The sequence below is a fragment of the Bosea sp. Tri-49 genome (genome assembly GCF_003952665.1).
Lineage (GTDB): Bacteria > Pseudomonadota > Alphaproteobacteria > Rhizobiales > Beijerinckiaceae > Allobosea.
The window spans coordinates 34956-56863 of the sequence record NZ_CP017946.1 but is presented as its reverse complement, the minus strand read 5'-3'; the positions used below and the strand labels follow the sequence as shown (position 1 = coordinate 56863).

Annotated in this window: 20 protein-coding genes; 12 read left to right on the top strand and 8 right to left on the bottom strand. The window is 67.5% G+C overall.

Features of this window, described 5'->3' with window-relative positions:
• Positions 1–50: 50 nt before the first annotated feature.
• Entirely contained in the window at positions 51–920 is an 870-nt protein-coding gene (locus BLM15_RS00270) for a zinc-dependent alcohol dehydrogenase (RefSeq protein WP_335904813.1), read from the bottom strand.
• Positions 921–1099: 179 nt separating this feature from the next.
• Between BLM15_RS00270 and mdoH the strand changes: the two genes are divergently transcribed.
• Both mdoH and BLM15_RS00260 read left to right on the top strand, forming a co-directional pair.
• Positions 1100–2908 (top strand): glucans biosynthesis glucosyltransferase MdoH, encoded by a 1809-nt coding sequence (gene mdoH, locus BLM15_RS00265; protein WP_236846470.1) that lies wholly within the window; start codon positions 1100–1102, stop codon positions 2906–2908.
• Entirely contained in the window at positions 2905–3663 is a 759-nt protein-coding gene (locus BLM15_RS00260) for an FkbM family methyltransferase (RefSeq protein ID WP_126109263.1), read from the top strand. Before mdoH ends, BLM15_RS00260 begins: the two co-directional genes overlap by 4 nt.
• A gap of 6 nt (positions 3664–3669) precedes the next feature.
• On the opposite strand, the gene BLM15_RS00255 is transcribed toward BLM15_RS00260, so the two are convergent.
• Positions 3670–4059 (bottom strand): hypothetical protein, encoded by a 390-nt coding sequence (locus tag BLM15_RS00255; RefSeq protein WP_126109261.1) that lies wholly within the window; start codon positions 4057–4059, stop codon positions 3670–3672.
• 172 nt (positions 4060–4231) lie between these two features.
• Here BLM15_RS00255 and BLM15_RS00250 point away from each other — a divergent pair, with 172 nt between their 5' ends.
• From BLM15_RS00250 to BLM15_RS00230, 5 genes are all read left to right on the top strand, one after another.
• Positions 4232–5215 (top strand): hypothetical protein, encoded by a 984-nt coding sequence (locus tag BLM15_RS00250; protein ID WP_126109259.1) that lies wholly within the window; start codon positions 4232–4234, stop codon positions 5213–5215.
• Positions 5216–5255: 40 nt separating this feature from the next.
• Complete coding sequence (locus tag BLM15_RS00245; RefSeq protein WP_126109257.1) at positions 5256–6005, top strand: sulfite exporter TauE/SafE family protein; 750 nt, start codon at positions 5256–5258, stop codon at positions 6003–6005.
• A 95-nt stretch (positions 6006–6100) separates the two neighbouring features.
• Complete coding sequence (otnI, locus tag BLM15_RS00240; protein WP_126109255.1) at positions 6101–6880, top strand: 2-oxo-tetronate isomerase; 780 nt, start codon at positions 6101–6103, stop codon at positions 6878–6880.
• Positions 6877–7881, top strand: a complete 1005-nt coding sequence (locus tag BLM15_RS00235; RefSeq protein WP_164547344.1) for a glucokinase — start codon at positions 6877–6879, stop codon at positions 7879–7881. Before otnI ends, BLM15_RS00235 begins: the two co-directional genes overlap by 4 nt.
• Before the next feature lie 45 nt (positions 7882–7926).
• Positions 7927–8973: an acyltransferase family protein gene (locus tag BLM15_RS00230; protein WP_236846469.1), complete on the top strand. Its 1047-nt coding sequence runs from the start codon at positions 7927–7929 to the stop codon at positions 8971–8973.
• 92 nt (positions 8974–9065) lie between these two features.
• On the opposite strand, the gene BLM15_RS00225 is transcribed toward BLM15_RS00230, so the two are convergent.
• On the bottom strand, positions 9066–9422 hold the full coding sequence (locus tag BLM15_RS00225; protein WP_126109251.1) for a hypothetical protein: 357 nt from the start codon (positions 9420–9422) through the stop codon (positions 9066–9068).
• Positions 9423–9533: 111 nt separating this feature from the next.
• Between BLM15_RS00225 and BLM15_RS00220 the strand changes: the two genes are divergently transcribed.
• Together BLM15_RS00220 and BLM15_RS00215 are read left to right on the top strand one after the other, a co-directional pair.
• The gene (locus tag BLM15_RS00220) at positions 9534–11348 is read left to right on the top strand and encodes an ABC-F family ATP-binding cassette domain-containing protein (protein ID WP_126109249.1); all 1815 of its coding nucleotides are present in this window, start codon (positions 9534–9536) and stop codon (positions 11346–11348) included.
• A 117-nt stretch (positions 11349–11465) separates the two neighbouring features.
• Positions 11466–12212, top strand: a complete 747-nt coding sequence (locus tag BLM15_RS00215) for a glucose 1-dehydrogenase (RefSeq protein ID WP_126109247.1) — start codon at positions 11466–11468, stop codon at positions 12210–12212.
• Between the two features lie 121 nt (positions 12213–12333).
• Here BLM15_RS00215 and BLM15_RS00210 read toward each other — a convergent pair whose 3' ends face one another.
• Positions 12334–13233, bottom strand: a complete 900-nt coding sequence (locus tag BLM15_RS00210; RefSeq protein ID WP_126109245.1) for a metallophosphoesterase family protein — start codon at positions 13231–13233, stop codon at positions 12334–12336.
• 453 nt (positions 13234–13686) lie between these two features.
• On the opposite strand from BLM15_RS00210, the gene BLM15_RS00205 reads away from it, so the two are divergent.
• Entirely contained in the window at positions 13687–14088 is a 402-nt protein-coding gene (locus BLM15_RS00205; RefSeq protein WP_236846818.1) for an NUDIX domain-containing protein, read from the top strand.
• Positions 14089–14091: 3 nt separating this feature from the next.
• On the opposite strand, the gene BLM15_RS00200 is transcribed toward BLM15_RS00205, so the two are convergent.
• Positions 14092–14676: a cytochrome b gene (locus BLM15_RS00200; RefSeq protein WP_126109241.1), complete on the bottom strand. Its 585-nt coding sequence runs from the start codon at positions 14674–14676 to the stop codon at positions 14092–14094.
• A gap of 256 nt (positions 14677–14932) precedes the next feature.
• On the opposite strand from BLM15_RS00200, the gene ribA reads away from it, so the two are divergent.
• On the top strand, positions 14933–16060 hold the full coding sequence (gene ribA, locus BLM15_RS00195; RefSeq protein ID WP_126109239.1) for a GTP cyclohydrolase II RibA: 1128 nt from the start codon (positions 14933–14935) through the stop codon (positions 16058–16060).
• Between the two features lie 31 nt (positions 16061–16091).
• Positions 16092–18455: a hypothetical protein gene (locus BLM15_RS00190; protein ID WP_126109237.1), complete on the top strand. Its 2364-nt coding sequence runs from the start codon at positions 16092–16094 to the stop codon at positions 18453–18455.
• A gap of 287 nt (positions 18456–18742) precedes the next feature.
• Here the strand turns inward: BLM15_RS00190 and BLM15_RS00185 are convergent, their stop codons facing one another.
• The 3 genes from BLM15_RS00185 to BLM15_RS00175 all read right to left on the bottom strand — a co-directional run bounded on the left by BLM15_RS00185 (position 18743) and on the right by BLM15_RS00175 (position 21870).
• Entirely contained in the window at positions 18743–19603 is an 861-nt protein-coding gene (locus tag BLM15_RS00185; protein WP_126109235.1) for a TIGR01459 family HAD-type hydrolase, read from the bottom strand.
• Positions 19600–20532 (bottom strand): sugar kinase, encoded by a 933-nt coding sequence (locus BLM15_RS00180; RefSeq protein ID WP_126109233.1) that lies wholly within the window; start codon positions 20530–20532, stop codon positions 19600–19602. The genes BLM15_RS00185 and BLM15_RS00180 overlap by 4 nt, the downstream gene beginning before the upstream one ends.
• Positions 20533–20622: 90 nt before the next feature.
• The gene (locus BLM15_RS00175) at positions 20623–21870 is read right to left on the bottom strand and encodes a coiled-coil domain-containing protein (protein WP_126109231.1); all 1248 of its coding nucleotides are present in this window, start codon (positions 21868–21870) and stop codon (positions 20623–20625) included.
• Positions 21871–21908 lie beyond the last annotated feature (38 nt).

The window sequence follows — 21908 nt, the reverse complement described above, 5'->3', positions numbered from 1 at the left end:
GGGCAGTCTCCTTCAGCGCGCGCAGTCTTGGCGAAGGCCGGTGCGCGACGTCAATAGCGCAGAACCGCCGTCAGCCCTGCGCCGGCGAACAGCGCCGGCAATCGCGAAGGCGCATCTCTGAACGCGATCTCGTCCGTGATCAGCGCATCGAGCCGCGCGTCGGCCAGCAGCGCCAGCGCGGCATTGGCCCGTCGCGCATAATCGAAGCGCGCCCGCCGCGAAGGCGAAACCTGCCCGACCTGGGAGGAAACGAGCTGCAGGCGTCGGGCATGGAAAGCACCGCCAAGCGGTGCCGCAACGCTGCCTTCGCCATACCAGCTCAATTCGACGATCCGTGCCTCGAAGCCGGCTGCACCGATCGCGGTGGCGAGGCCGGCAGCGCTGGCGCTGGCATGGAAGACAACATCGGCATCCTGCGGACAGTCCGCCGGCAACGCGAACCGGCAGCCCAGCGAGGCAGCGATTTCGGCACGGCTGTCGTCGAGATCGACCAGCGTCACCTCCGCACCCGGCAGCCTCGCTGCGAGGTATGCAACGAGCAGACCGAGCACGCCGCCACCGACCACGACGATGCGGTCGGCTGGCCCCGAGCCGGCATCCCAATGTGCGTTGAGCGCGGTTTCCATGTTCGCGGCAAGCACGGCACGCCGCATCGGGACGCTTTCGGGCACCAACGCCACGCGGTCCGCCGGCACGACGAAGCGGTCCTGATGCGGATGCAGGCAGAAAACCCGCTTGCCGAGCAGCTCGGCCGGCCCCGCATCCACAATGCCGACGGCGCAGTAGCCGTATTTCACCGGGAACGGGAACGCGCCCTGCTGAAGGGGGGCTCGCATGCGCTCATATTCGCTCTCGGGCACACGGCCGTCGAAGACCAGCCTTTCGGTCCCGCGGCTGATGCCGCTCCAAAGCGTGCGCACAAGGCAGTCGCCTGGCGCAGGCGCAGGCAACTCTTCCGCGTTCAGGACGCATTCACGCGCGGCGGCATACCAGAGCGCGGTCGCCTGCGCGCTTGCTTCATTCGCAATTGCCGGCTTTACCACGCATCGCCCTCCGCGCCGTTCCCCGCCAGCCTGATGAGCCCATGACGGAAACCGCCATGAACCAGCGTCCCGCTCCGACCACGTTCCAGGCGGCGGCGCAAGAGGACACCAGGCTGACGCCAGCGGGGCTGCAGTCCTTCTCCACCCTGCGGGCGCGGCGCTGGCTCGTCGCGGCCCTGAACCTCGTCACGCTGGTGGCGCTACTCTACGGCCTGTCGCGCATGCTCTCGGCCGGCGGCTGGAGCCTCGCCGACATCGCGATCTTCATCGCCTTCCTGTTCGGCGCGCCCTGGACCGTGCTCGGCTTCTGGAACGCCGTGATCGGGCTCTGGCTGCTGCATGGCACCAAGGACGGGCTCGATCAGGTTGCGCCCTTCGCCGCAGCCAGTGAGGCGCAGACGCCACTCACCGTCCGCACCGCCGTGCTGATGACGCTGCGCAACGAAGACCCCGCCCGCGCCTTCGCGCGACTGCGCATCGTCAAGGACAGCGTCAACGCCACCGGCGAAGGCGGTTGGTTCGATTACTTCGTGCTCTCCGACACGAATGACCCCGCGGTTGCCGCCCGCGAAGAGGCGCTTGCGGCCGAGCTCTCCCGCGACGCCGGCGAGGATTGCACCGTCGTCTATCGCCGCCGCAGCGACAATGCCGGCTACAAGGCCGGCAATGTCCGCGATTTCTGCGAGCGCTGGGGCGATCGCTACGAGCTGATGCTGCCGCTTGACGCCGACAGCGTCATGTCTGGCGACGCCATCGTGAAGCTCGCCCGGATGATGCAGGCCTATCCGAAGCTCGGCATCCTGCAGAGCCTCGTCGTCGGCATGCCGAGCAAATCGGCCTTCGCCCGCATCTTCCAGTTCGGCATGCGCCACGGCATGCGGCCCTACACCATGGGCTCGGCCTGGTGGATCGGCGAATGCGGCCCGTTCTGGGGTCACAACGCCATGGTGCGGATCGCGCCCTTCCGCGATCATTGCCATCTGCCGACCGTGCCGGGCGGGCCGCCGCTCGGCGGACCGATCATGAGCCACGACCAGGTCGAGGCGACGCTGATGCGCCGCGCCGGCTACGAGGTCCGCGTGCTCCCGGTCGAGGCCGGCAGCTGGGAGGAGAACCCGCCGACCATGCTCGAATTCGCCCGGCGCGACCTGCGCTGGTGCCTCGGCAATCTGCAGTACCTCAAGATCATGGACATCCCCGGCCTCAAGGCGATGAGCCGCTTCCAGCTCGCCTGGGCGATCCTGATGTTCATCGGCCTGCCGGCCTGGACGCTGATGATCGCGCTCTTGCCCCTGAAGGTGCTGGAGGATCGCGCCATCGCCAATTACCCCGCCGGCTTCGCCGCCTTCCTCTATGTGCTGTTCTTCACGATGTACCTCTCGCCGAAGCTCGCCGGCTTCGCCGATATCCTGCTGACCAAGGGTGGCACGCTGCGCTATGGCGGCACCTTGCGCTTCGTCGTCTCCTCGCTGATCGAGATCATCTTCGCCTTCCTGCAGGGCGCCGTCTCGACCTTCCGGACGACGCTGTTCATGATCGGCCTCGCCTTCGGCAAGGCGAAGATCGGCTGGAACGGCCAGGCGCGCGATGCCCATGCCCTCTCCTTCGCCACCGCCTTCGCCGGCCTCTGGCCGCATCTGCTCTTCGGGCTCTACATCTTCGGCACGCTCGCCGTGCTGTCGCCGACCGTTCTCATTTGGTCGCTGCCGCTGACCGCCGGCTACATCCTCGCCATCCCCTTTGCCATGCTGACCGCGGCGCCGGCGCTGGGCGCCCTGTTCGTCCGCTCGGGTCTCTGCGGTATTCCCGAGGATTTCGACCCGCCGGCCGAGATCGTCGCGATCCAGGGCGGCGACGCCCGATGAAGCCGGTCGCCTATCCCAAAGGCACGGCAAAAAGCGTAGCGCGCTCGCTGCGCGTCTACCATGGCGACCATGTCCGCAAGGTCGCGATGGACTCGCTCTATGCCCGCTTCCTGCGGCCGGGCGATCTCGCCTTCGACATCGGCGCCCATGTCGGCGACCGCATCTCCTCCTTCCGCCGGCTCGGCGCGCGCGTCGTCGCGCTCGAGCCGCAGCCCGGCCCGGCCCGGGCGCTCCACCTGATCCATGGCCGTGATCCGAAGGTGACGCTGGTCGAGGCCGCCTGCGGCGACAGCGCAGGCAGCGCGACGCTCAGGATCAACAGCGCCAACCCGACGGTCTCGACCCTCTCGGGCGAGTTCGTCGACGCGGCGCAGGGCCAGGATGGCTGGCGCGAGCAGGTCTGGGATCGCGAGCTCATCGTGCCCTGCACCACGCTCGATGCGCTGATCGGCGAATACGGCCTGCCCGTCTTCATCAAGATCGACGTCGAGGGCTTCGAGGCGAATGTGCTCGCCGGCCTCGGCCAGACGCCGCCCGCCCTCTCCTTCGAATTCACCACCATCCAGCGCGATGTCGCCGAAGCCTGTCTCGACAGGCTCGTCGCGCTCGGCCCCTATCGCTTCAACGTCGCGCTTGGCGAGAGCCAGGCACTTGTCTTCCCCGAAGCGGTCGATGCCGAAGCGATGCGCGCCCATATCCGCGACCTGCCGCACGAGGCCAATTCCGGCGACGTCTACGCGCTGCTGTCGCGCTGACCTCGCCTAAGCGCCGCTCTGCCCCAGCCAAGCGAGCACGGCCGCGACCAGCAGGCCGAGCCAGCCCGGATGCCGGCCTTTGGTCGCGAACAGCACCAGCATCGAGCCGGCGAAGGTCGCGATCGCGATGATCCGTATGTGAAGCGCGTGCGCCGGCAGATCGGGCGACCTGGCGAACAGAATCAGCAGCGCCGCCAGCCCCCAGCCCAGCACCGAGCAAAGATGCCAGTTCGCCCAGAGGATGCGCAGATGCCGCTCGCGCAGGGGCTGCGGCGCGAGCAACGGCACGATCGTCCCTGCTCGCAACTGCCGGAAGATCAGTATCTCGCCAATCGCCGAATGGGCGATGCCGATCAGGATCATCAGCAGGCCGGCGGCCAGCAGCTGCATCTGCATCGACGACCATCCCCGCATCACGCCGTCCGATATGAGCGTGCTTCGGCCCGCAGCGGAAGCTGCGCCGTTGTCGCGCTTTCATCCTGCGCCGGTCAGCTCTATGAGGCAGCTCAGCCTGCGTTCATCTCGCCCGGCCCAGGCTGATCGCGAACCCACCTGCTCAAGGATGGCCATGCTCAGTCTCGCCCGCCCGCTCGCCTTGTCGTTTGCCCTGCTCGTCTCCTCCATCGCGGCCCATGCTGCGGGCGACGTCGCCGTCGAGGTCAAGAACGAGTCGGAGCAGGTCGCCTGCGCCGAGAAGGACAACGTCACCATCAAGGCGATCTCGCCGGAGGTCAGGCGCTTCCGCATCGAGGCGGCGCATCCGGCCTATATCGCCGGGCTGCTGCGCGACAACTGGGACGCCGACTGGACCGATTGCGACATGAGCGGCGATCCCGTCCACAAGGCGCCGGTACCGCCGCAGCGCATCACCTTCTACGAGAGCATCGAGTACTGGCTGGTCGGCTACACCTTCGAGAGCTTCTGGCGCCCGGCCGAGACGACCTTCCGGGTTGGAGACCGCGTCGAGAAGGGCCTGCATCTCGTCCAGCTCTGGAAGCTCGGCAAGACCGGCTCCTATGAGGTGCTGGTCGTCTACCCGCAGGACGGCTACTGGCGCGTCCGGCCGCTGCCGCCGCAGCAGCTCTCGGCCGCGGCTTACGGCTCTTCCTTCCTGTTCGGCCCGGTCGAGCAGGACGGCGCCCGGCCGGTTGTGAACATCAGGGAGATCGCCTTCGACCCCAAAACGCTCTCCTTCAAGCTCGCCTTCAAGGATGGCTCGTCCGGCACGCTCAAGCTCGACAGCGTTGACGAGAACCGCATGGTCCTCGACGCCGTGCTCGACAAGCCGGTGACCGGCGGCAAGGCCTTCGCCGCGCTGCGCTCGATGTATGTCACCGAGTTCAACAACGACGTCGCCCGCATCGCCATCCGCGAGCCCGGCGCCAAGGGCTGGCGCGAGGAGGCGCTGATGCCCTTCACCGGCGGCAAGGCTACCGATGTCTGGATGGGCCGCACCACCCATTCGCGCCACAACACCTCCTCGCCCGACATGCTCTTCCGCAGCTTCTCGAAAGATCCCAACCCGCCGGCCAAGCCGGAGGCGAAGAAGTGAGCCCAGCGCACTCGGCCTGAAGGCACTGCGGGGGCAGCTGATGGACATCCCGATCGCGAGCCTCGTGCTTGGCGCGGTGCTGGCCGGCTTCGTGCAGGGGCTCTCCGGCTTCGCCTTCAGCCTCGTCGCCATGTCGGTCTGGGCCTGGACGCTCGATCCGAAGCTCGCTGCCGTCATGGCCGTGTTCGGCGGGCTGACCGGCCAGACGATCGCGGCGCTGACCGTGCGCCGCGGCTTCGACTTCGCCCGGCTCTGGCCTTTCCTGCTCGGCGGCCTCGCCGGCATCCCGGTCGGCGTCCTGCTCCTGCCGCTGGTCGACGCCAACCTGTTCAAGGCCGGGCTCGGTATCCTGCTCGCCGTGTGGTGTCCGATCATGCTGTTCGCCCCGCATCTGCCGCCAGTCCGCTTCGGCGGGCGCCTGGCGAACGGGTCGATCGGCTTGATGGGAGGCATCATGGGCGGCTTCGGCGGCTTCACCGGCGTGCTGCCGACGCTGTGGTGCTCGCTGCGGCGCATGGACAAGGATGTGCAACGCTCCATCGTCCAGAACTTCAACCTGACCATGCTCGCCGCCACCATGCTGGGCTATGTGCTGGCGGGAAACGTCACGCGTTCGATGTGGCCGGCTTTCGCCATCGTCGCACCGGCGATGTTGATCCCGACGCTCCTCGGAGGGCGGCTCTATATCGGCATCAGCGAGCAGGCCTTCCGCCGCATCGTGCTGACCCTGCTGACGCTGTCGGGCGTCGCGCTGCTGGCCTCGTCGCTGCCGCATCTGCTCGGTGGCTAAGAACGCGGAACTGTCCCGCGCCCTACAGGTTACCAATGACGTGCCCACCCGAACGGGCTAGCCTGCCGCCCACAATCTGACTGACGAGACTGTCCATGCCGCGCTTTGCCGCCAATCTCTCGATGATGTTCAACGAGTGGGAGTTCCTCGACCGCTTCAAGGCGGCCGCCGAGGCCGGCTTCGAGGCGGTGGAATTCCTCTTCCCCTATGAGCATGCGCCCGAGAAGGTCGGCCTTGCGCTCGCCGGCGGCCAGCTCGAGCAGGCGCTGTTCAACCTGCCGCCCGGCGACTGGGCCAAGGGCGAGCGCGGCATGGCAGCCCTGCCCGGCCGCGAGGACGAGTTCCGCACCGGCGTCGACACCGCTCTCGCCTATGTCCACGAGACCGGCGTCAAGCGCGTGCACATGATGGCGGGCCTCACCGATCCGAACGATCCGGCGGCGCAAAAGGCCTATCGCGCCTCGCTCGCCTATGCCGCCGACAAGCTCGGCGAGCACGGCGTCGACCTCTTGCTCGAGCCGATCAACGGCAAGGACATGCCGGGCTATTTCCTCAACGATTTCGACCAGGCCGCAGCTTACGTTCGCGAATCCGGCCGGCCGAACGTCAAGCTGCAGTTCGACATGTATCATTGCGAGCTGATCCATGGCGATGTCGGCGCGCGGCTGGAGGCGCTCTACCCGCTGGTCGGCCATGTCCAGATCGCCAATGCCGAGGGCCGGCACGAGCCCGATGGCACGAAACCCGACTATCCCGCCCTGTTCACCCAACTCGATTCGCTCGGCTATCCCGGCTTCGTCGGCTGTGAATATCGCCCGCGCGCCGGCACACTCGAAGGCCTCGGCTGGTTCTCGCCGTGGAAGAAGCACGCGTGAGCGGCTCAAGATTCCCTCACCCGGTCCTCGTCGCCGATATCGGCGGCACCAATTGCCGGCTCTCACTGGTGCCGACGCCCGGCGCGCTGCATGAGCCGTTGGCCCGGATCAGCACAGGCGCGCATCCGACACCCGAGGCGGCGCTCGGCTCGGTGCTCTCGACGCTGACGGTGAAGCCGCGCTCGGCGATCCTCGCCGTCGCCGGTCCGCTCGATGGGCGCAAGGCGCAGCTCACCAATGCCAGCTGGCATTTCGACGGTCCGGTACTCGGCCGCGCGCTCGGCTTCGAGCAGGGATTGCTGGTCAATGATTTCGAGGCGCTGGCGGCCTCGCTGGCGGTCTTGAGGGACCGTGACCTAGTCAATCTCGTCCGCGGCCAGCCGGAGCCCGAAGGCCCACGCCTTGTGCTCGGCCCCGGCACCGGCTTCGGCGCTGCCGCCCTTTTGCGGCGCGGTGACACCGGCATGCTGGTGCCGACCGAGTCCGGCCATATCGGCATCGGCCCCGAGGACCCGACCGAGGTGAAGCTCTGGCCTGCTCTGGCCGAGGGCTTGCCACGCGTCACGATCGAGGAACTGCTCAGCGGCAGCGGCCTCATCCGCTTCCACCGGGCGGTGACGCGCCAGTCCGACGTGGCGGAACCCGATGTCAGCGCCGCCGACGTCTCCGCGCTCGCGCTCGACGGCAATCCCGGTGCGCTGATGGCGGTCGTCTGCTTCTGGCGGCTGCTGGCCCGCGTCGCCGGCGATCTCGCGCTCGGCTTCAAGGCGACGGGCGGGGTCTATCTCGCCGGCGGCATAGCGCCGCGCATCCTGCCGCTCGCCGACAAGGCGACGATCCATGCTGTCTTCGCCGGCAAGCCGCCGGTCGAGGATCTTGCCGCCCGCTTCGCCCTCAACGTCATCACCGCTGACGACCCGGCCGAACAGGGCCTTGCCGCCATCGCCGCTGCGCCCGGCCGCTTTGGCCTCGACGATCCCGCGCGCTTGTGGTTTGGCTGAGCGCAGCCGCGCTCACCTGAACCTCTTTCGAAGACGATTCCCACTTTGCCCCAGCTCTATGGCATCCAGGTCCTGCGCGCTCTCGCAGCGCTGATGGTCGCTGTCCATCACGTCCAGGGTGATGCCGGCTTCCTCGCAGCAAAGGCCGGCACCAGCTTCACGCCTTCGCATGCTTTGCCCTGGACCGCCGGCGTCGACCTGTTCTTCGTCATCTCCGGCTTCATCATGGTGCACTCCTCGACGGGGCTGTTCGACAAGCCTGATGGCGCACGACTGTTCATTACCCGACGCATCGCGCGCATCGTGCCGCTCTACTGGGCCGCGACCACGCTCTTTCTCGCCGTGCTCCTCGCCTCGCCCGCGCTAGTCAATTCCGAGGTGCCGAGTCTTACGCAGATCGCCGCCTCCTATCTGTTCTGGCCGATGGCGAACGCCGCGAACGAGCTCCAGCCGATCTATTCGCTCGGCTGGACGCTGAACTACGAGATGCTGTTCTACGCCCTGTTCGGCGCCGCGCTGCTCGCGCCGGGCCGGCTGGTCGTGCCTCTGGTTACCGTCGCGCTCGCTGGACTGGTCGGAGCGCAGACCCTGGCCGGACCGCTCGCCCTGCCCTTCGGCTTCTGGGGCCAGCCGATCGTGCTCGAATTCGCTGCCGGCATGGCGGTCGGCCTGCTCCGCCAGGGGGGTCTCAGGCTCGACGGCCGCCTGCGCTGGCTAATGGCGGCGGTCGGGGTCGCACTGTTTGTGATCGCGGCCGGCGATGGCTGGGCGCAGACCTCGTGGGGCGCCGTCGCCCTGCGCGGCCCGGCAGCGCTGCTTCTGGTCACCGCCGCGGCCTGCGGTCGCAATGTCACCGCCCCTTCGGCGCTAGTGCGCTCGCTGGCAGTTCTGGGCGATGCATCCTACGCGCTATACCTTGTCCATCCCTTCGCCATGCGGGCGCTCCGCGAGATTTTCGCACGTCTCGCACCGAGCGCGACCGGTCTCTTCATCGTGCTGGCACTGGTGGCGGCCGTGCTGGCAGCCTTGGCGGTCTACCGCTGGTTCGAGCGCCCAATGACCAAGGTCCTGCGGCGGACGCTGCGGGCCTAAATCGTCATTGCGAGCGGAGCGAAGCAATCCAGGAGCGGCAGCGCTCCATGCCCCTGATTGCTTCGTCGCTGCGCTCCTCGCAATGACGCATCCTACTTCTTCAACCGCATCCCCTTCAGCGATTGCCCGACCACGCCGCCGTCGCGCCGCCGCTGCGGTCGCTTGGCGACGATGGTCTCGACATGCTGCTCCTGCGGGAAATAACCGCGCTCCAGCACTTCGAGCGTATATTCCTCATAGGTGAGGCCGAGCGCCTCGGCCCGTTCCTGACGCCTGAGCGCGATCTCGCGTGGCTTCTTCCAGGCCTTGCGATGGGCGAAGCGCCAGTCGAAGGAATGGCCGATCTTGCCCTTCTCGGTTGCCGGCTTGCGCTTCTTCTCTTCCAGCGGCGGGCCGCCATTGTCGCCGATGCGTGCAATGCGGGGCTTGCGGAGAGCCGGCTGTCTCATGACCATCATCTCATATGAGAGACAAATTCGACCTCATAGTGGATCAAGCCAGATCAACCGGCAAGACCCGGCAGGGTGACAGCGGCGCCGCCGCAGTCTATCCCCCGCCCCATGGCTCCTCTCCTTCATCTTCGCGACGTCGCGCTCACCTTCGGCGGCCAGCCCTTGCTGGAGGGCGCCGAGATCGCCGTCTCGGCCGGCGAACGGGTCTGCCTGGTCGGCCGCAACGGCTCCGGCAAGTCGACCTTGCTCAAGATCGTGGCTGGGCTGGTCGAGCCCGACAGCGCCGAGCGCTTCGTCCAGCCGGGCGCGACTATCCGCTATCTGCCGCAGGAGCCCGATTTCTCCGGCTACAAGACCTCGCTGTCCTATGTCGAGGCGGGTCTGGGACCCGGCGACGATGCCTATCGCGCGCAATACCTGATCGAGGAACTGGGCCTGACCGGCGAGGAAGACCCCGCCAGCATGTCAGGTGGCGAATCGCGCCGCGCCGCACTCGCCCGGGTTCTCGCGCCCGAGCCCGATATCCTCTTGCTCGACGAACCGACCAACCATCTCGACCTGCCGGTCATCGAATGGCTCGAGCAGGAGCTGAAGTCGCTGCGCTCGGCCATGGTGCTGATCAGCCATGACCGCCGCTTCCTGAGCTCACTCTCGCGCGCCACGATCTGGCTCGACCGCGGCGTGACCCGGCGCGTCGAGCGCGGCTTCGGCGAGTTCGAGGCTTGGCGCGACGAGGTGCTGGCGCAGGAGGAGCTCGACCGCCACAAGCTCGACCGCAAGATCGCCCGCGAGGAGGATTGGCTGCGCTATGGCGTCAGCGCCCGGCGTACCCGCAACCAGCGCAGGCTCGGCGAACTGCATGGCTTGCGCGAGCAGCGCCGCACCGCCCGCCAGGCCGTCGGCTCGGTCCGGCTCGAAGCGAGCGAGGCGCAGGCCTCGGGCAAGCTGGTGATCGAGGCCGTCGACATCGCCAAGGCCTATGACGGCCGGCCGGTGGTCAAGGACTTCTCGCTGCGTGTCGCCCGCGGCGACTGCATCGGCATCGTCGGCCCCAACGGCGCCGGCAAAACGACGCTGATCAACCTGCTCACCGGCGCGCTCAAGCCCGACTCAGGCAAGGTCAAGCTCGGCGCCACGCTCGAAATGGTGACACTCGACCAGCGCCGCGAGAGCCTCGATCCGGCGACGCCGCTCGGCGATGCGCTGACCGGCGGCGGCTCGGACCAGGTCATGGTCGGCGGCACGCCACGCCACGTCATCAGCTACATGAAGGACTTCCTGTTCCAGCCGATCCAGCGCGGCACCGCGGTCGGCGCGCTCTCCGGTGGTGAACGTGGCCGGCTGATGCTGGCCCGCGCCCTCGCCAAGCCCTCCAACCTCTTGGTGCTCGACGAGCCGACCAACGATCTCGACATCGAGACGCTCGACCTCTTGCAGGAGCTGCTCGCCGACTATGCCGGCACCGTACTGCTCGTCAGCCATGACCGCGACTTCCTCGACCGCGTCGTCTCGTCGACCCTGATCTCGGATGGCGACGGCCTCTGGACCGAGTTTGCCGGCGGCTATTCCGACATGCTGGCCCAGCGCGGGCGTGGCGTCGGCGCCAAGGTCCGGGCCGTTCCGGTGAAAGGGCCGGCAGCGGCGGCATCACCGACGCCCACCCCAGCGGCCGGCGCAGTTGCTGCGAAGCGCAAGCTCTCCTTCAACGAGCAGCATGCACTGAAGACCCTGCCGCAGCAGCTCGAGAAGCTGCAGGCCGAGGCCGGCAAGCTCAACGCGGCGCTGGCCGGGGACCTCTACACCCGCGATCCCAAGCTCTTCGCCAAGGCGACGGCAAGGCTCGACGAGGTCACGCGCGAGATCGCCCAGACCGAAGAGCGCTGGCTCGAGCTGGAGATGCTGCGCGAAGAGATCGAGGCGTAAGGCGGCGGCCGGCGCAGCCCATACAATTCCGCTATCCAGCCAATCGCGAAAGCGTATTTATCTCGGCCGCCAAATCGCCTCACAGTCGATAGGCAAAACGCTTTCCGAGGGAACACCATGAGACTGAAGGGCAAGACCGCGCTGATCACCGGCGCGGCGCAAGGATTCGGCTTCGGCATCGCCGAGACCTTCGTGCGCGAGGGCGCCCGCGTCGCCGTGCTCGACATCAATGGCAACAAGGCGAAGGAAGCGGCGAAGGCGATCGGCCGCAAGGCCTTCGCGGTCGCCTGCGACGTCGGCAAAGGCAAGAGCGTCGACAGCGCCGTGGCGAAGGTGATCGCGCGCTTCGGCCGCCTCGACATCGTCGTCAACAATGCCGGCATCAGCCATCGCAACCAGCCGATGCTCGATGTCAGCGAAGCCGAGTTCGACCGCGTCTTCGACGTCAACGTCAAGTCGATCTACCTGATGGCCAAGGCGACGGTGCCGCATTTCCGCGAGCATGGCGGCGGCGTCATCCTCAATATCGGCTCGACCGCCGGTGTCCGCCCCCGTCCCGGCCTGACCTGGTATAACGGCTCGAAGGGCGCCGCGAACCTGCTCTCGAAGTCGATGGCGGTCGAGCTCGCGCCTGACCGCATCCGCGTCAACGCGATTGCCCCCGTCGCCGGCGAGACGCCGCTGCTCGCGACCTTCATGGGCGAGGACACGCCGGAGAAGCGCAAGGCCTTCACCGCGACGATCCCCTGGGGCCGCTTCTCGACGCCGCAGGACATCGCCAACGCGGCGCTGTTCCTGTGCTCGGATGAATCCGAGATGGTGACCGGCTCGGTGCTGGCGGTCGATGGCGGCCGCTGCGTCTGACGCTGAAGAGCACGTCATGCTCGGGCTTGACCCGAGCATCTCTTGCCGGAGGAGGCTCCTCTCAGCGCCTTCTCGTCCTGAGATTCTCGGGTCTGCGCTTCGCTCCGCCCGAGAATGACGGCTAAACTATTCCGCCGCCCGTCAGCGGCATCGACTGCAGCAGCTTGACCGTGCCGTCGAGATCGAAGGCACGGCGCTCCAGGCTGATGATCGGGGCCGTCGGCGGCCCCTCGATACGCAGGAGGTGCCAGCAGGCGAGCTCGCCATGGCCGCCGCGCAGGCCGATCGAAGCCGAGGGCACGCCGACGATCGGCACGTCATGATCGAGCCCCGGCCGCCAGGCCAGCGAGAAGCGATGATTGTGGCCGTGCAGGACGAGCTCCGCCCCCACCCGGCGCAGCATCGCCTCGAAGGCGTCGGCATCGACCAGCTCGCGCGTGCGCCGTGCACCGCCGACATAGGGCGGATGGTGGATCAGTACGACGCGGATCAGCCCATCGGCCTTGGCGCGCGCCAGCAGCGTCTCGGTGACGGCGATCTGGGCCGAGCCGACACGCCCGGTGGCCATCAGCGGCATGGTCGGGATCCCGGTATTCATCCCGATCAGCGCGACCGGGCCGCGCTGGCGATACCAGGGATAGCCGGCCTCGCCGCCATCGCTGGCACACCAGGGCGCGAGCTCGCGCGCCAGCGCCGACAGTGACGAACGGGCATAGCAATCGTGATTGCCCGGCACGAAACTGACGGTGTCGCGTGGGCCCAGAGTGTCGAGGAAGGAGAGCGCCGTCTTGAACTCGGTCGGCAGGCCGATATGGGAGACATCGCCGGTGCAGGCGATATGGTCGGGCTTCTGCGCCAGGATGTCGGCGACGATCAGCCCGAGGATTTCCATGTCATGGGCATGGCGGCGCTTGCGTCGCCAGTTGACATATCCGGTCGCGCGCTTGCCGATGAGCTCGCGCAGCGAGAACTTGGTCAGCGGCCCGAGATGCGGGTCGGAGAGATGCGCGAGCGTGAACACGCTCCAGCGCTTGCCTTCAACGTCCGCGCCGCGTCAAGCGTGACGGTGGCAACGGGCGAAGATGACGCAGTCTGAAAGGCTCAGTTGGCCGAACCCATCAGCTCCGAAACGATCCGCGGATCGGTCAGAGTGACAGCCGGCTTCCAGACGAAGCGGGGCTTGGCGTTCAGACGGGCAGTGATGAAGGCGAGAAGCATGACAATTCCCCAGCGGTGATGCGAAGTTTGTAACCCTCATATAAGGCGCGTTTGTGTTATATCGAGAGGCGAAATAGAGTTCTGATATGCATTTGACGCATGAAGAATTAACCCGACGCTGGGATCTGCCCAAATCATGAGCAATGAGGATGGATCCGGACCGCGCTCCGGCGCGGCAGGAATAGAATTGGCACCGCGAGGGCTTCGGCGATTGGCCGGCCGCGGCCTGCACCTCTATTTCCGCCTGCGCCGCGGCATGACGCTCGGTGTGCGCGCCGCCGTGTTGAGCGAGGCCGGCGAGGTCCTGCTGGTGCGCCACACTTACACACCCGGCTGGCACCTGCCGGGTGGTGGCGTTGAGCCGAACGAGACACTGGCCGACGCGGTCGCCAAGGAGCTGCGCGAGGAAGCGAACGTCGCGCTGACCGCTCCGGCTGTGCTGCACGGCGTCTTCCTCAACCGCCATGCCTCCGACCGCGATCATGTCGCCGTCTTCATCGTCCGCGCCTTCACGCAGAGCGCGCCAAAGCAACCAGATCACGAGATCGCCGAAGCGCGCTTCTTCCCGCTCTCCGCCCTGCCTGACAAGACGACGCCGGGCACCCGCCGCCGCCTCGCCGAAATCATCGACGGGACAGCGCTACCTGCGGAATGGTGAGCGTTATTTCAGCCCGGGCAGCATCCGGCGCAGCACGCCATCCTTGCGGATGAAATAGTGGAAGAGTGCCGCCGCGATATGCCCGCAGACCAGCAGCGCCAGCAGGATGGCGAGCCAGCCATGGATGGAAAGCACGCGCTTGGCTACCTCTTCGTTGGGCACGGCCAGCGCCGGCAAATCGAACAGGTTGAACACCGTCAGCGACGGAAACAGCGAGATACCGATCCAGCCGAGCAGCGGCACGATCAGCAGCAGGCCGTAGAGCACCCAATGCACGAGATGCGAGGCGGCCTTCTGCCACCATTCCAGCGTCGGCTCGTCGGGCGGTGCGCCGTGCATCAGCCGGTAGATCAGCCGGCCAGCGCTGAGCCAGAGCACGAGGAAGCCGAGCAGCTTGTGCGAGGAATAAAGCGCGTCGGTCACCCCGTCCCAGATGTCGAGCGTGTTGCCGCGATAGGTCATGGCCAGCCCGAGCGGCACCATCACGAGCGCTGCCGCGGCGGTGATCCAGTGCAGGGACCGCGCCACCGGGCTGTAGATCGCGGCGCGTCCCGCGCCGGCCGTCACCTCGTCATGTCGCTGCGTCATTTCACTTCGACGCTCCCGATAGCCATATTTGCCCCGCTGCTGCGACTATTCATCTGGTGTTCAATCTCGCGCTTTTATAGGCCAGTCTGCAATCGGCGCCGATCCTCGTCCGATTGCCGGCACTGTCTTGGGAACCACGCAGAAACGGACACGTTGTAGGAACGCGATGTTGCATCGGATGCATCCGTCCGGGTGAGACGCGCGTAGCAAGCATACTTCCTCCGCCGCTTTCGGGCGCAATCTGACGGACCTTCCGATGCCTCAGTCGCGTACGCTTTTCGGCCGGCCGGGTGAAACCGATCTGGTCACCGTCGACCGCGCTCTCGCCGAGTTCCGCGCTGCACGCCCCGTGCTGCTGCGCCATGGCGGCGATCTGGCACTGGCGTTGTCGGCCGAGCTCGCTGAGGCCGATCTCGCCAGCCGTCTCGACGATCTCTCCGCTGGCCATGCCCGCCTCGTGCTGAGCGCTGCGCGCTTGCGCCGTCTTGGCGCCAAAGGGCGTGCGGAGACCGGCATCCTCGCTATGCCCTTGATCGACCTTCCGCGCATCGAGGCCCTTGCGCTGAAGCTCGATGCCCGCGTCGATGCGCCTGTCGGCCCGGCCGGCCCGCTCGACAATGCCGCACTCGAGCTGGCGCGCCTCGCACTGGTTCTGCCGGCGGTGATCCTCGTCCCGGTTTCGGCCGAGCAGGTCGCCGGCGAGCCGTTGATCGAAGTCACGATCGAGGCCCTCAATGGCTACCGCGCCGCTCAGGTCGCACGGCTTGCCATCGTCGGCCGTGCACCGGTCCCGCTGGAAGGTGCGCCCGATACCGAGTTCGTCGTCTTCCGCGGCGGCGAAGGCTTGCGCGACCAGGTCGCGATCATCGTCGGCAAGCCGGATCTCTCGACCGCCGTGCCGGTGCGGCTGCATTCGGCCTGCCTGACCGGCGACCTCTTCGGCTCGCTGAAATGCGATTGCGGCGACCAACTGCGCGAGACCGTGCAGTGGATGGCGCAGAACGAGGGCGGCATCCTGCTCTATCTCGACCAGGAAGGCCGCGGCAACGGCATCTCCAACAAGATGCGGGCCTACAAGCTGCAGAGCCAGGGCTGGGACACCTATGACGCCGACGAGGTGCTCGGCTTCGATCTCGACCAGCGCCATTTCGATTTCGCCGCCGCGATGCTGAAGCAGCTCGGCGTCTCCAGCGTCACGGCGCTGACCAACAACCCGCTCAAGGTCGGGGCGATCAAGGCCGCCGGGCTCGAAGTCGCCGCGACCCAGCGCGTGCTCGGCCGCCCGAACGTCCACAATGTCCGCTATCTCGCCTCCAAGCGTGACCGCGCCGGCCATTTCATCGACATGGATGCGCTGATGGCGCGCGCTGCTCCGAAGGATTGATCCCACGACGGGCCTGGGGCAGGAAGCCACCATGCCCGACCGGGACCGCCACGACATCGAACCACCTGCCGCGCCCTGGCCGACCGCCAGGGTGATTCTGCTGGTTTGCGCCGGCTGGCTCGCTTTGTCCTGGCCTTGGCTCTCCGGCGCCGTCACCATCCCCTGGGACGCCAAGGCGCATTTCCATCCGCAGCTGCAATTCCTCGCCAGCGCCCTGCACAAGGGTCTCTCGCCGTTCTGGACACCCTTCGTCTTCGCCGGCTCGCCGCAGGTCGCCGATCCGCAATCGCTGATCTTCTCGCCACCCTTCTTCCTGATCGCGCTGCTCAACCCGACGCCGGATTTCCGCTGGAGCGACGGCGCCCTCCTCGGCTCGCTCCTCGTCGGCGCGCTCTGTCTCGTCCTGCTTTTCCGCGATCGTGGCTGGCACCCGGCCGGCGCGGTCGTCTGCGCGCTCTCATTCGCCTTCGGCGCCGCCGCCGCCTGGCGCATCCAGCATGTCGGCCAGGTGCTGAGCCTGACCTATTTCGCGGTGACGCTGCTGCTGCTTTCGCGCGCGCTCGAGCGCAGCTCCTGGCGCTACGGCTTCGCGGCCGGTGTCGCCGCCGGCTTCATGGTGCTCGGGCGCGACCAGGTCGCGTTGCTCGGCGTCTATGTCCTCGCCGGGCTGGTTCTCGCCGCTATCGCCATGGCAGACAAGCCACTGTCAGCGCTGCGCGCGAGCCTCATGCCGCTGGTGCTTGGCGTGCTCGGCGCCACGCTGGTCGCGACCGTCCCGATCCTGCTCACCGCCGTCCTGGCGGAGGAATCCAACCGGCCGGTCATCGATCTCGCCGGGGCCGGCAAGGGCTCGCTGCATCCAGGCTCGCTGCTGACCGGGCTGATCGCCAATCTCTATGGCGCGTCCGGGCCGCTGGAGAATTTCTGGGGCCCGCCCAGCCCGGCCTGGGAGAAGCGCTTCGGCCCGCTCGACCTCTACCTCGCCCGCAATATGGGTGAGCTCTATCTCGGCCTCCTGCCGATCCTGCTCGTCATCGGCGTCGGCATCGTCCGCGGCGCGCTGCTGCGGCGCGAGATCGTCGCGTTGAGCGCAGCAGCGCTGATCGTGCTGGTCTATGCGCTCGGCCGCTACACCCCGGGCTTCGCCTTGCTCTTCCATTTGCCAGGGAGCGATTTCTACCGCCGCCCTGCCGACGCGCTCTTCATCCTCGGCGCTCTACTCTCGATCCTCGGCGGCTATCTCACCCATCTCGTCCTGACCGATACCGCGCCGCGTCCGCGCCGCTGGCAGATCGCGCTCGAAATCCTGCTGCTGCTGGCAGGTTTCGGTCTCGCGATCTGGCTCGCCTGGACGGTCGGCCGCCTGCACGTCGCTTTCGTACCCGTGGTGACCGCCGCGCTCTGCCTTATGCTGGTTGCCGGCGCACTCGTCGCGGCGCGCGGACTCGCCTTGCAGGGCGCCGGCATGGCCGCAACCATCGTGCTCGCCGCCGCCATGATCGTCGATCTCTCGGTCAACAACGGACCGAGCGAGTCGACGGCGCTGCCGGCCAAGATGTATGAGGTGCTCCGTGCCGACAGCAGCAACGAGACCATCGCCCTGTTGAAGCGCGAGACTGCCCGTACCGCCGGCCCCGACCGGCGCGACCGTATCGAGCTCGCCGGCATCGATTTCCACTGGCCGAACGCCAGCCTGGTGCATGGGCTCGACAACACGCTGGGCTACAACCCGCTCCGGCTCGGCCTCTACAGCCAGGCGACCGGCGCCGGCGACCATGTCGCCCTGCCCGACCAGCGCACCTTCTCAGCGCTGATGCCGTCCTATCGCTCGCTGCTCGCTGACATGCTCGGCCTGCGCTTCATCGCGACCGGCGTCCCGGTTGAGGAGATCGACAAGCGGCTGAAGCCCGGCGACCTCGTCCAGATCGCCCGCACCAAGGATGCTTATGTTTACGAGAACCCGCGCGCCTTGCCACGCGTGCTCCTCGTCACGGAAGCGCAAGCCGCCGATTTCGGTACCATCCTGAAGAGCGGCCAATGGCCTGCTGGCTTCGATCCGCGCCGCACCGTCCTGCTCGACAAGGCGCCGCCGCCTTTGCCAACCGGCCCGGCCCAGGCAGGCAGCGTCCGCATCCGCAATTATGGCACGACCGAGGTGCTGCTCGATGTCGACGCGCCACGCGGCGGCTTCGTCGTGCTCAACGATGTCTGGCAACCATGGTGGCAGGTCGAGGTCGATGGCAAGCAGGCTGAGCTGTTGCGCGCCAACGTGATCTTCCGGGCCGTCCAGGTGCCGCCCGGGCGCTCGACGGTGCGCTTCGTCTTCCGCCCGATCGACGGCCTCTATCACGCGATCGGCGAGCGTATCCGCAAGGCGAACCCGCCGCCGGTCTGAGACGGCTGATCACGCCGTCTGCATTCACCTGGCCCACCATTGCCAAAACAGCAGCAGGCCGATGCTAGCAACGATCGCCAGAACCAATTGCCATTGGTCAGTTCGGCGCTCGGCTTCGTTCGCGCGGGGATAACCGCAATGAGGGCAGACTGGATTTGCCACCGAAAAGGACTTCTCGCACCGTAAGCAACTGTCTTCAGGCGCAGGAGACATCGAGATCGAACTCGCTCAGCGGGGAACCACCGACAAGCAGATAGCGACCACCGGTCAATATTCGGTGTTCGCCCTTACCCCAGCGCCGCCATCGCCGCGACCGGCAATGGCCGGTGCGCCGCCAGGACCCGCGCGAGCCCATCGGGAACGACAGAGCCATCCCGGATCGTCTCGTCGCGATGGATGCCGCCGGCAATGAACAGGCTGTCGAAGCCCATCATCCTGGCGCCGGCGAGGTCGGTGCGGACCGCATCGCCGATGACGAGCACGCGAGCCGGATCGACATCGCGCCCTCTCCGCGCCTCGCAGGCGGCCGCCAGCGCGAGGTCATAGGCCGGGCGATGCGGCTTGCCGGCCCAGGCGACATGCCCGCCGAGCTCCTCATAGATCGCCGCCAGCGCCCCGGCACAGGGCAGGAGGTCATGGCCGACATGGACGACGAGATCGGGATTGCCGCAGATGAACGGCAATCCGCGCGCAGCGAAACGCGATAGCAGCGGCCGGTACTGTTCCGGTGTCTCGCGGCGATAATCGTTGAGCTCGGTCGCGACGACGAATTCGGCCTCGGCCTCGCCGACGAGCTCGATGTCGAAGCCCGCGAACACCGCCCGGTCCCCATGCTCGCCGATGTGGTAAACCTTGCGCAGATGCGTCTCGGCGATCAGCGCCCGCGTCACGTCGCCCGAGGTCACCAGCCGGTCCCAGGCGGCGCGCGGTACGCGCTTTTCGTCGAGCACACCGGCGATCTGCTCGGAGGGGCCCGGCGCGTTCGAGAGCAGCACCACCGTGCCGCCTCCCTCGCGATAGCGCATCAGGGCGTCGCAGGCCGGATCGAGCGCCAGCACGCCGTCATGGACGACGCCCCAGACATCGCTGATCAGCACATCGTAGCGCGCAAGCAGCGCGCCCGCTTCCATCAGAACTGGAACGCTCATGCTCGGCTAGCCACTTCCTGCGCGATCCGCGCCTCGACCGCAGCCCGGCGTGGCAGCGGCGCCACTGCCCCATAACCCTGCGTCGATAAAGCCGCCGCGACATTGGCATAGGCTCCGGCCGTGAAGGCGTCGCCGGTGCGGATGTATTCGGCGAGGAAGGCACCGTCATAGCAATCGCCGGCGCCGGTCGCGTCGATCGCATCCACCTTGATCGGCACGAAACGCTGGCGGCTCAAAGGCGTCGCGACCAGTGAGCCCTCATGGCCGAGCGTCAGGGCCACCACTTTGGCGCCCAGCTTGAGGTAGAAATCGACGATGGCATCGGGCTGCTCCAGCCCGGTCAGCAGCTTGGCGTCGCCGTCGCCCGGTAGGACGATGTCGGCCATCTCGCAGGCGGCATGGATGATCGCCCGCGCCCGTGTCAGCGGCCAGAGCTTCAGCCTGAGATTGGTATCGTAGGCTGTCAGCACGCCGTTCTCGCGCGCCGTCGCGAAAGCCTCGAACACCGCATCGCAGGCGCTCGCCGAGATCGCCTGGCTGATGCCGGAAGCCTGGATCACCTTGGCGGAGGCGATGACATGCTTCGGCAGTTGCGCCGGGCCGTAGAGGCTCGCCGCCGAACCGGCGCGCAGATAGGAGAAGACGTGCCCCTGCGGGCCGTGGGAGACGAAGTAGAGCCCCGTCGGTGCCGACGGATGGGTCGAGACCTGGCTGTCGTCGACGCCTTCCTGTGCCCATAGTGACCGCAGCGAACGGCCGGGCTCGTCATCGCCGAGCGCACCGATGTAGGCGACGCTCGCCCCTTGCCGGGCTGCCGCGACCGCGCAGTTGGAGGTGTCGCCGCCATGACCGAAGCGATAGGCGCCGGTTTCGCCTCGTGTCGCGTTGAACTCGCCGAGAGGCTCGCCGATACAAACGATGTCCGTCATCATCCCAACCGAAACCGCCGGCCGCGAGCGCGGCCCGGTCCTCCCTAGAACATGTTCGACAAAAGTGGAAAGGCCCTGTCGGGCAGGCGCCTATTCCGCCGCCTCGCGGTTTTCCGACGCCACTAGCAGTGCATCGGCCAGCCGGACGATCTCCTGGCGCAGGACTGCCTCGCCGGCCGCCTTGCCGCCGTTCTGCTTGCGCAAGGCCGCAAGCTCGCGCTTGAGGCCGGCCCGGTCGGCACGCGCCTGGTCACGGGCGCCCTGGACGGTGCCCAGCTCGGCATGGAGCGCTTCGACCGTCTCGTCGCGCTCGCGCAAGGCGTCGCGGTGAGCCGCCGCGTCGCTGGCCAGTTGCCCCTTCAAGCGGGCCTCGGCCGCAACGGCGGCTTCGATCTTGTCTTCCAGAGCTTTGATCCGGGCCAGCGCCTCGGCGTGCTCGGCGGATGCTTGCGTCAATGCCGCCTCCTGTCGTGCGATCTCGGCGCCGAGCTTGACGGCGTTCGCATCGGCAGCTCGCGACGCTGCCTTGGCCTCGGTCGCGCGCGTCGAAAGCGCGTCGGCGCGCAACCTCTCGCTGTCGCGGTCCAGCTTCATCGCGGAGAGGCTCGCGCGCACTTCTGCGAGCGCCGCCTCGGCCGTGATGAGCCGGGCCGAGAAATCGTCACGTTCGCCCTCCAGCTTGAGCCTGAGCGTGCCGGCCTCGACCAGGACGAGGCGCTGGCGATCATGCTCGCTGTTCAATGCCGAAAGAGTCTGGTCGCGCTCGGCAAGCGTCGCTTCGGTCCTGTCGTGCAAGGCCCTGAGCTCGGCAAGCTGATGGCTGCGGGCAGCGAGATCGGCCGAGCTGCCGCTGAGCGCCTGGCGGGTCTCGGCGAGTTGCGCCTCCACGGCCGCAAGATCGCTGACCCGGCTCGACAATGTCGCCTGCGTCGTCTGGTGGCCGACGCTTTCCGTCGCCAGCGTCGCGCGCGTGTCCGCCAGATCCTGCGTCGCCTGTCCCAGCTCCGTTTCGAGATCAGCGATCTTCTGCCGTCGTTCGGTCAGGTCGGTTTCGAGTCGGCTTATCGTCATGTCGCGCCGGCCAAGCTCGCTCATCGCGCTCGCCTTGGCGGCAAAGCCACTTTCGGCCCTCTGCTCCAGCACCCGCTCGCGGATCGCCTGCTCCGCGCGCAAATGGTCGCGATCGGCTGCGATTTCGGCGAGCGACAGCGGAAACGCCGTCTCCGCTCGTCGCCGCGCCAGCCGGTCGGCCCTGCGGCTCAGAGCCGGCAACGCCGAGAGGGCGAGCAGGCTGGCCGACAGGAAGCCGAGCGCCACGAGCATGACGGCTTCGATCAAGGCAGGGCAGCTCCAGTTTCTGCGGTCAGCCCGATGTC

Coding starts and splice junctions, on each gene's coding strand:
- mdoH (WP_236846470.1), top strand. CDS start 1,100: ATGAACCAGCGTCCCGCTCCGACCACGTTCCAGGCGGCGGCGCAAGAG.
- BLM15_RS00260 (WP_126109263.1), top strand. CDS start 2,905: ATGAAGCCGGTCGCCTATCCCAAAGGCACGGCAAAAAGCGTAGCGCGC.
- BLM15_RS00255 (WP_126109261.1), bottom strand. CDS start 4,059: ATGCAGATGCAGCTGCTGGCCGCCGGCCTGCTGATGATCCTGATCGGC.
- BLM15_RS00250 (WP_126109259.1), top strand. CDS start 4,232: ATGCTCAGTCTCGCCCGCCCGCTCGCCTTGTCGTTTGCCCTGCTCGTC.
- BLM15_RS00245 (WP_126109257.1), top strand. CDS start 5,256: ATGGACATCCCGATCGCGAGCCTCGTGCTTGGCGCGGTGCTGGCCGGC.
- otnI (WP_126109255.1), top strand. CDS start 6,101: ATGCCGCGCTTTGCCGCCAATCTCTCGATGATGTTCAACGAGTGGGAG.
- BLM15_RS00225 (WP_126109251.1), bottom strand. CDS start 9,422: ATGAGACAGCCGGCTCTCCGCAAGCCCCGCATTGCACGCATCGGCGAC.
- BLM15_RS00220 (WP_126109249.1), top strand. CDS start 9,534: ATGGCTCCTCTCCTTCATCTTCGCGACGTCGCGCTCACCTTCGGCGGC.
- BLM15_RS00215 (WP_126109247.1), top strand. CDS start 11,466: ATGAGACTGAAGGGCAAGACCGCGCTGATCACCGGCGCGGCGCAAGGA.
- BLM15_RS00205 (WP_236846818.1), top strand. CDS start 13,687: ATGACGCTCGGTGTGCGCGCCGCCGTGTTGAGCGAGGCCGGCGAGGTC.
- BLM15_RS00200 (WP_126109241.1), bottom strand. CDS start 14,676: ATGACGCAGCGACATGACGAGGTGACGGCCGGCGCGGGACGCGCCGCG.
- ribA (WP_126109239.1), top strand. CDS start 14,933: ATGCCTCAGTCGCGTACGCTTTTCGGCCGGCCGGGTGAAACCGATCTG.
- BLM15_RS00190 (WP_126109237.1), top strand. CDS start 16,092: ATGCCCGACCGGGACCGCCACGACATCGAACCACCTGCCGCGCCCTGG.
- BLM15_RS00185 (WP_126109235.1), bottom strand. CDS start 19,603: ATGAGCGTTCCAGTTCTGATGGAAGCGGGCGCGCTGCTTGCGCGCTAC.
- BLM15_RS00180 (WP_126109233.1), bottom strand. CDS start 20,532: ATGACGGACATCGTTTGTATCGGCGAGCCTCTCGGCGAGTTCAACGCG.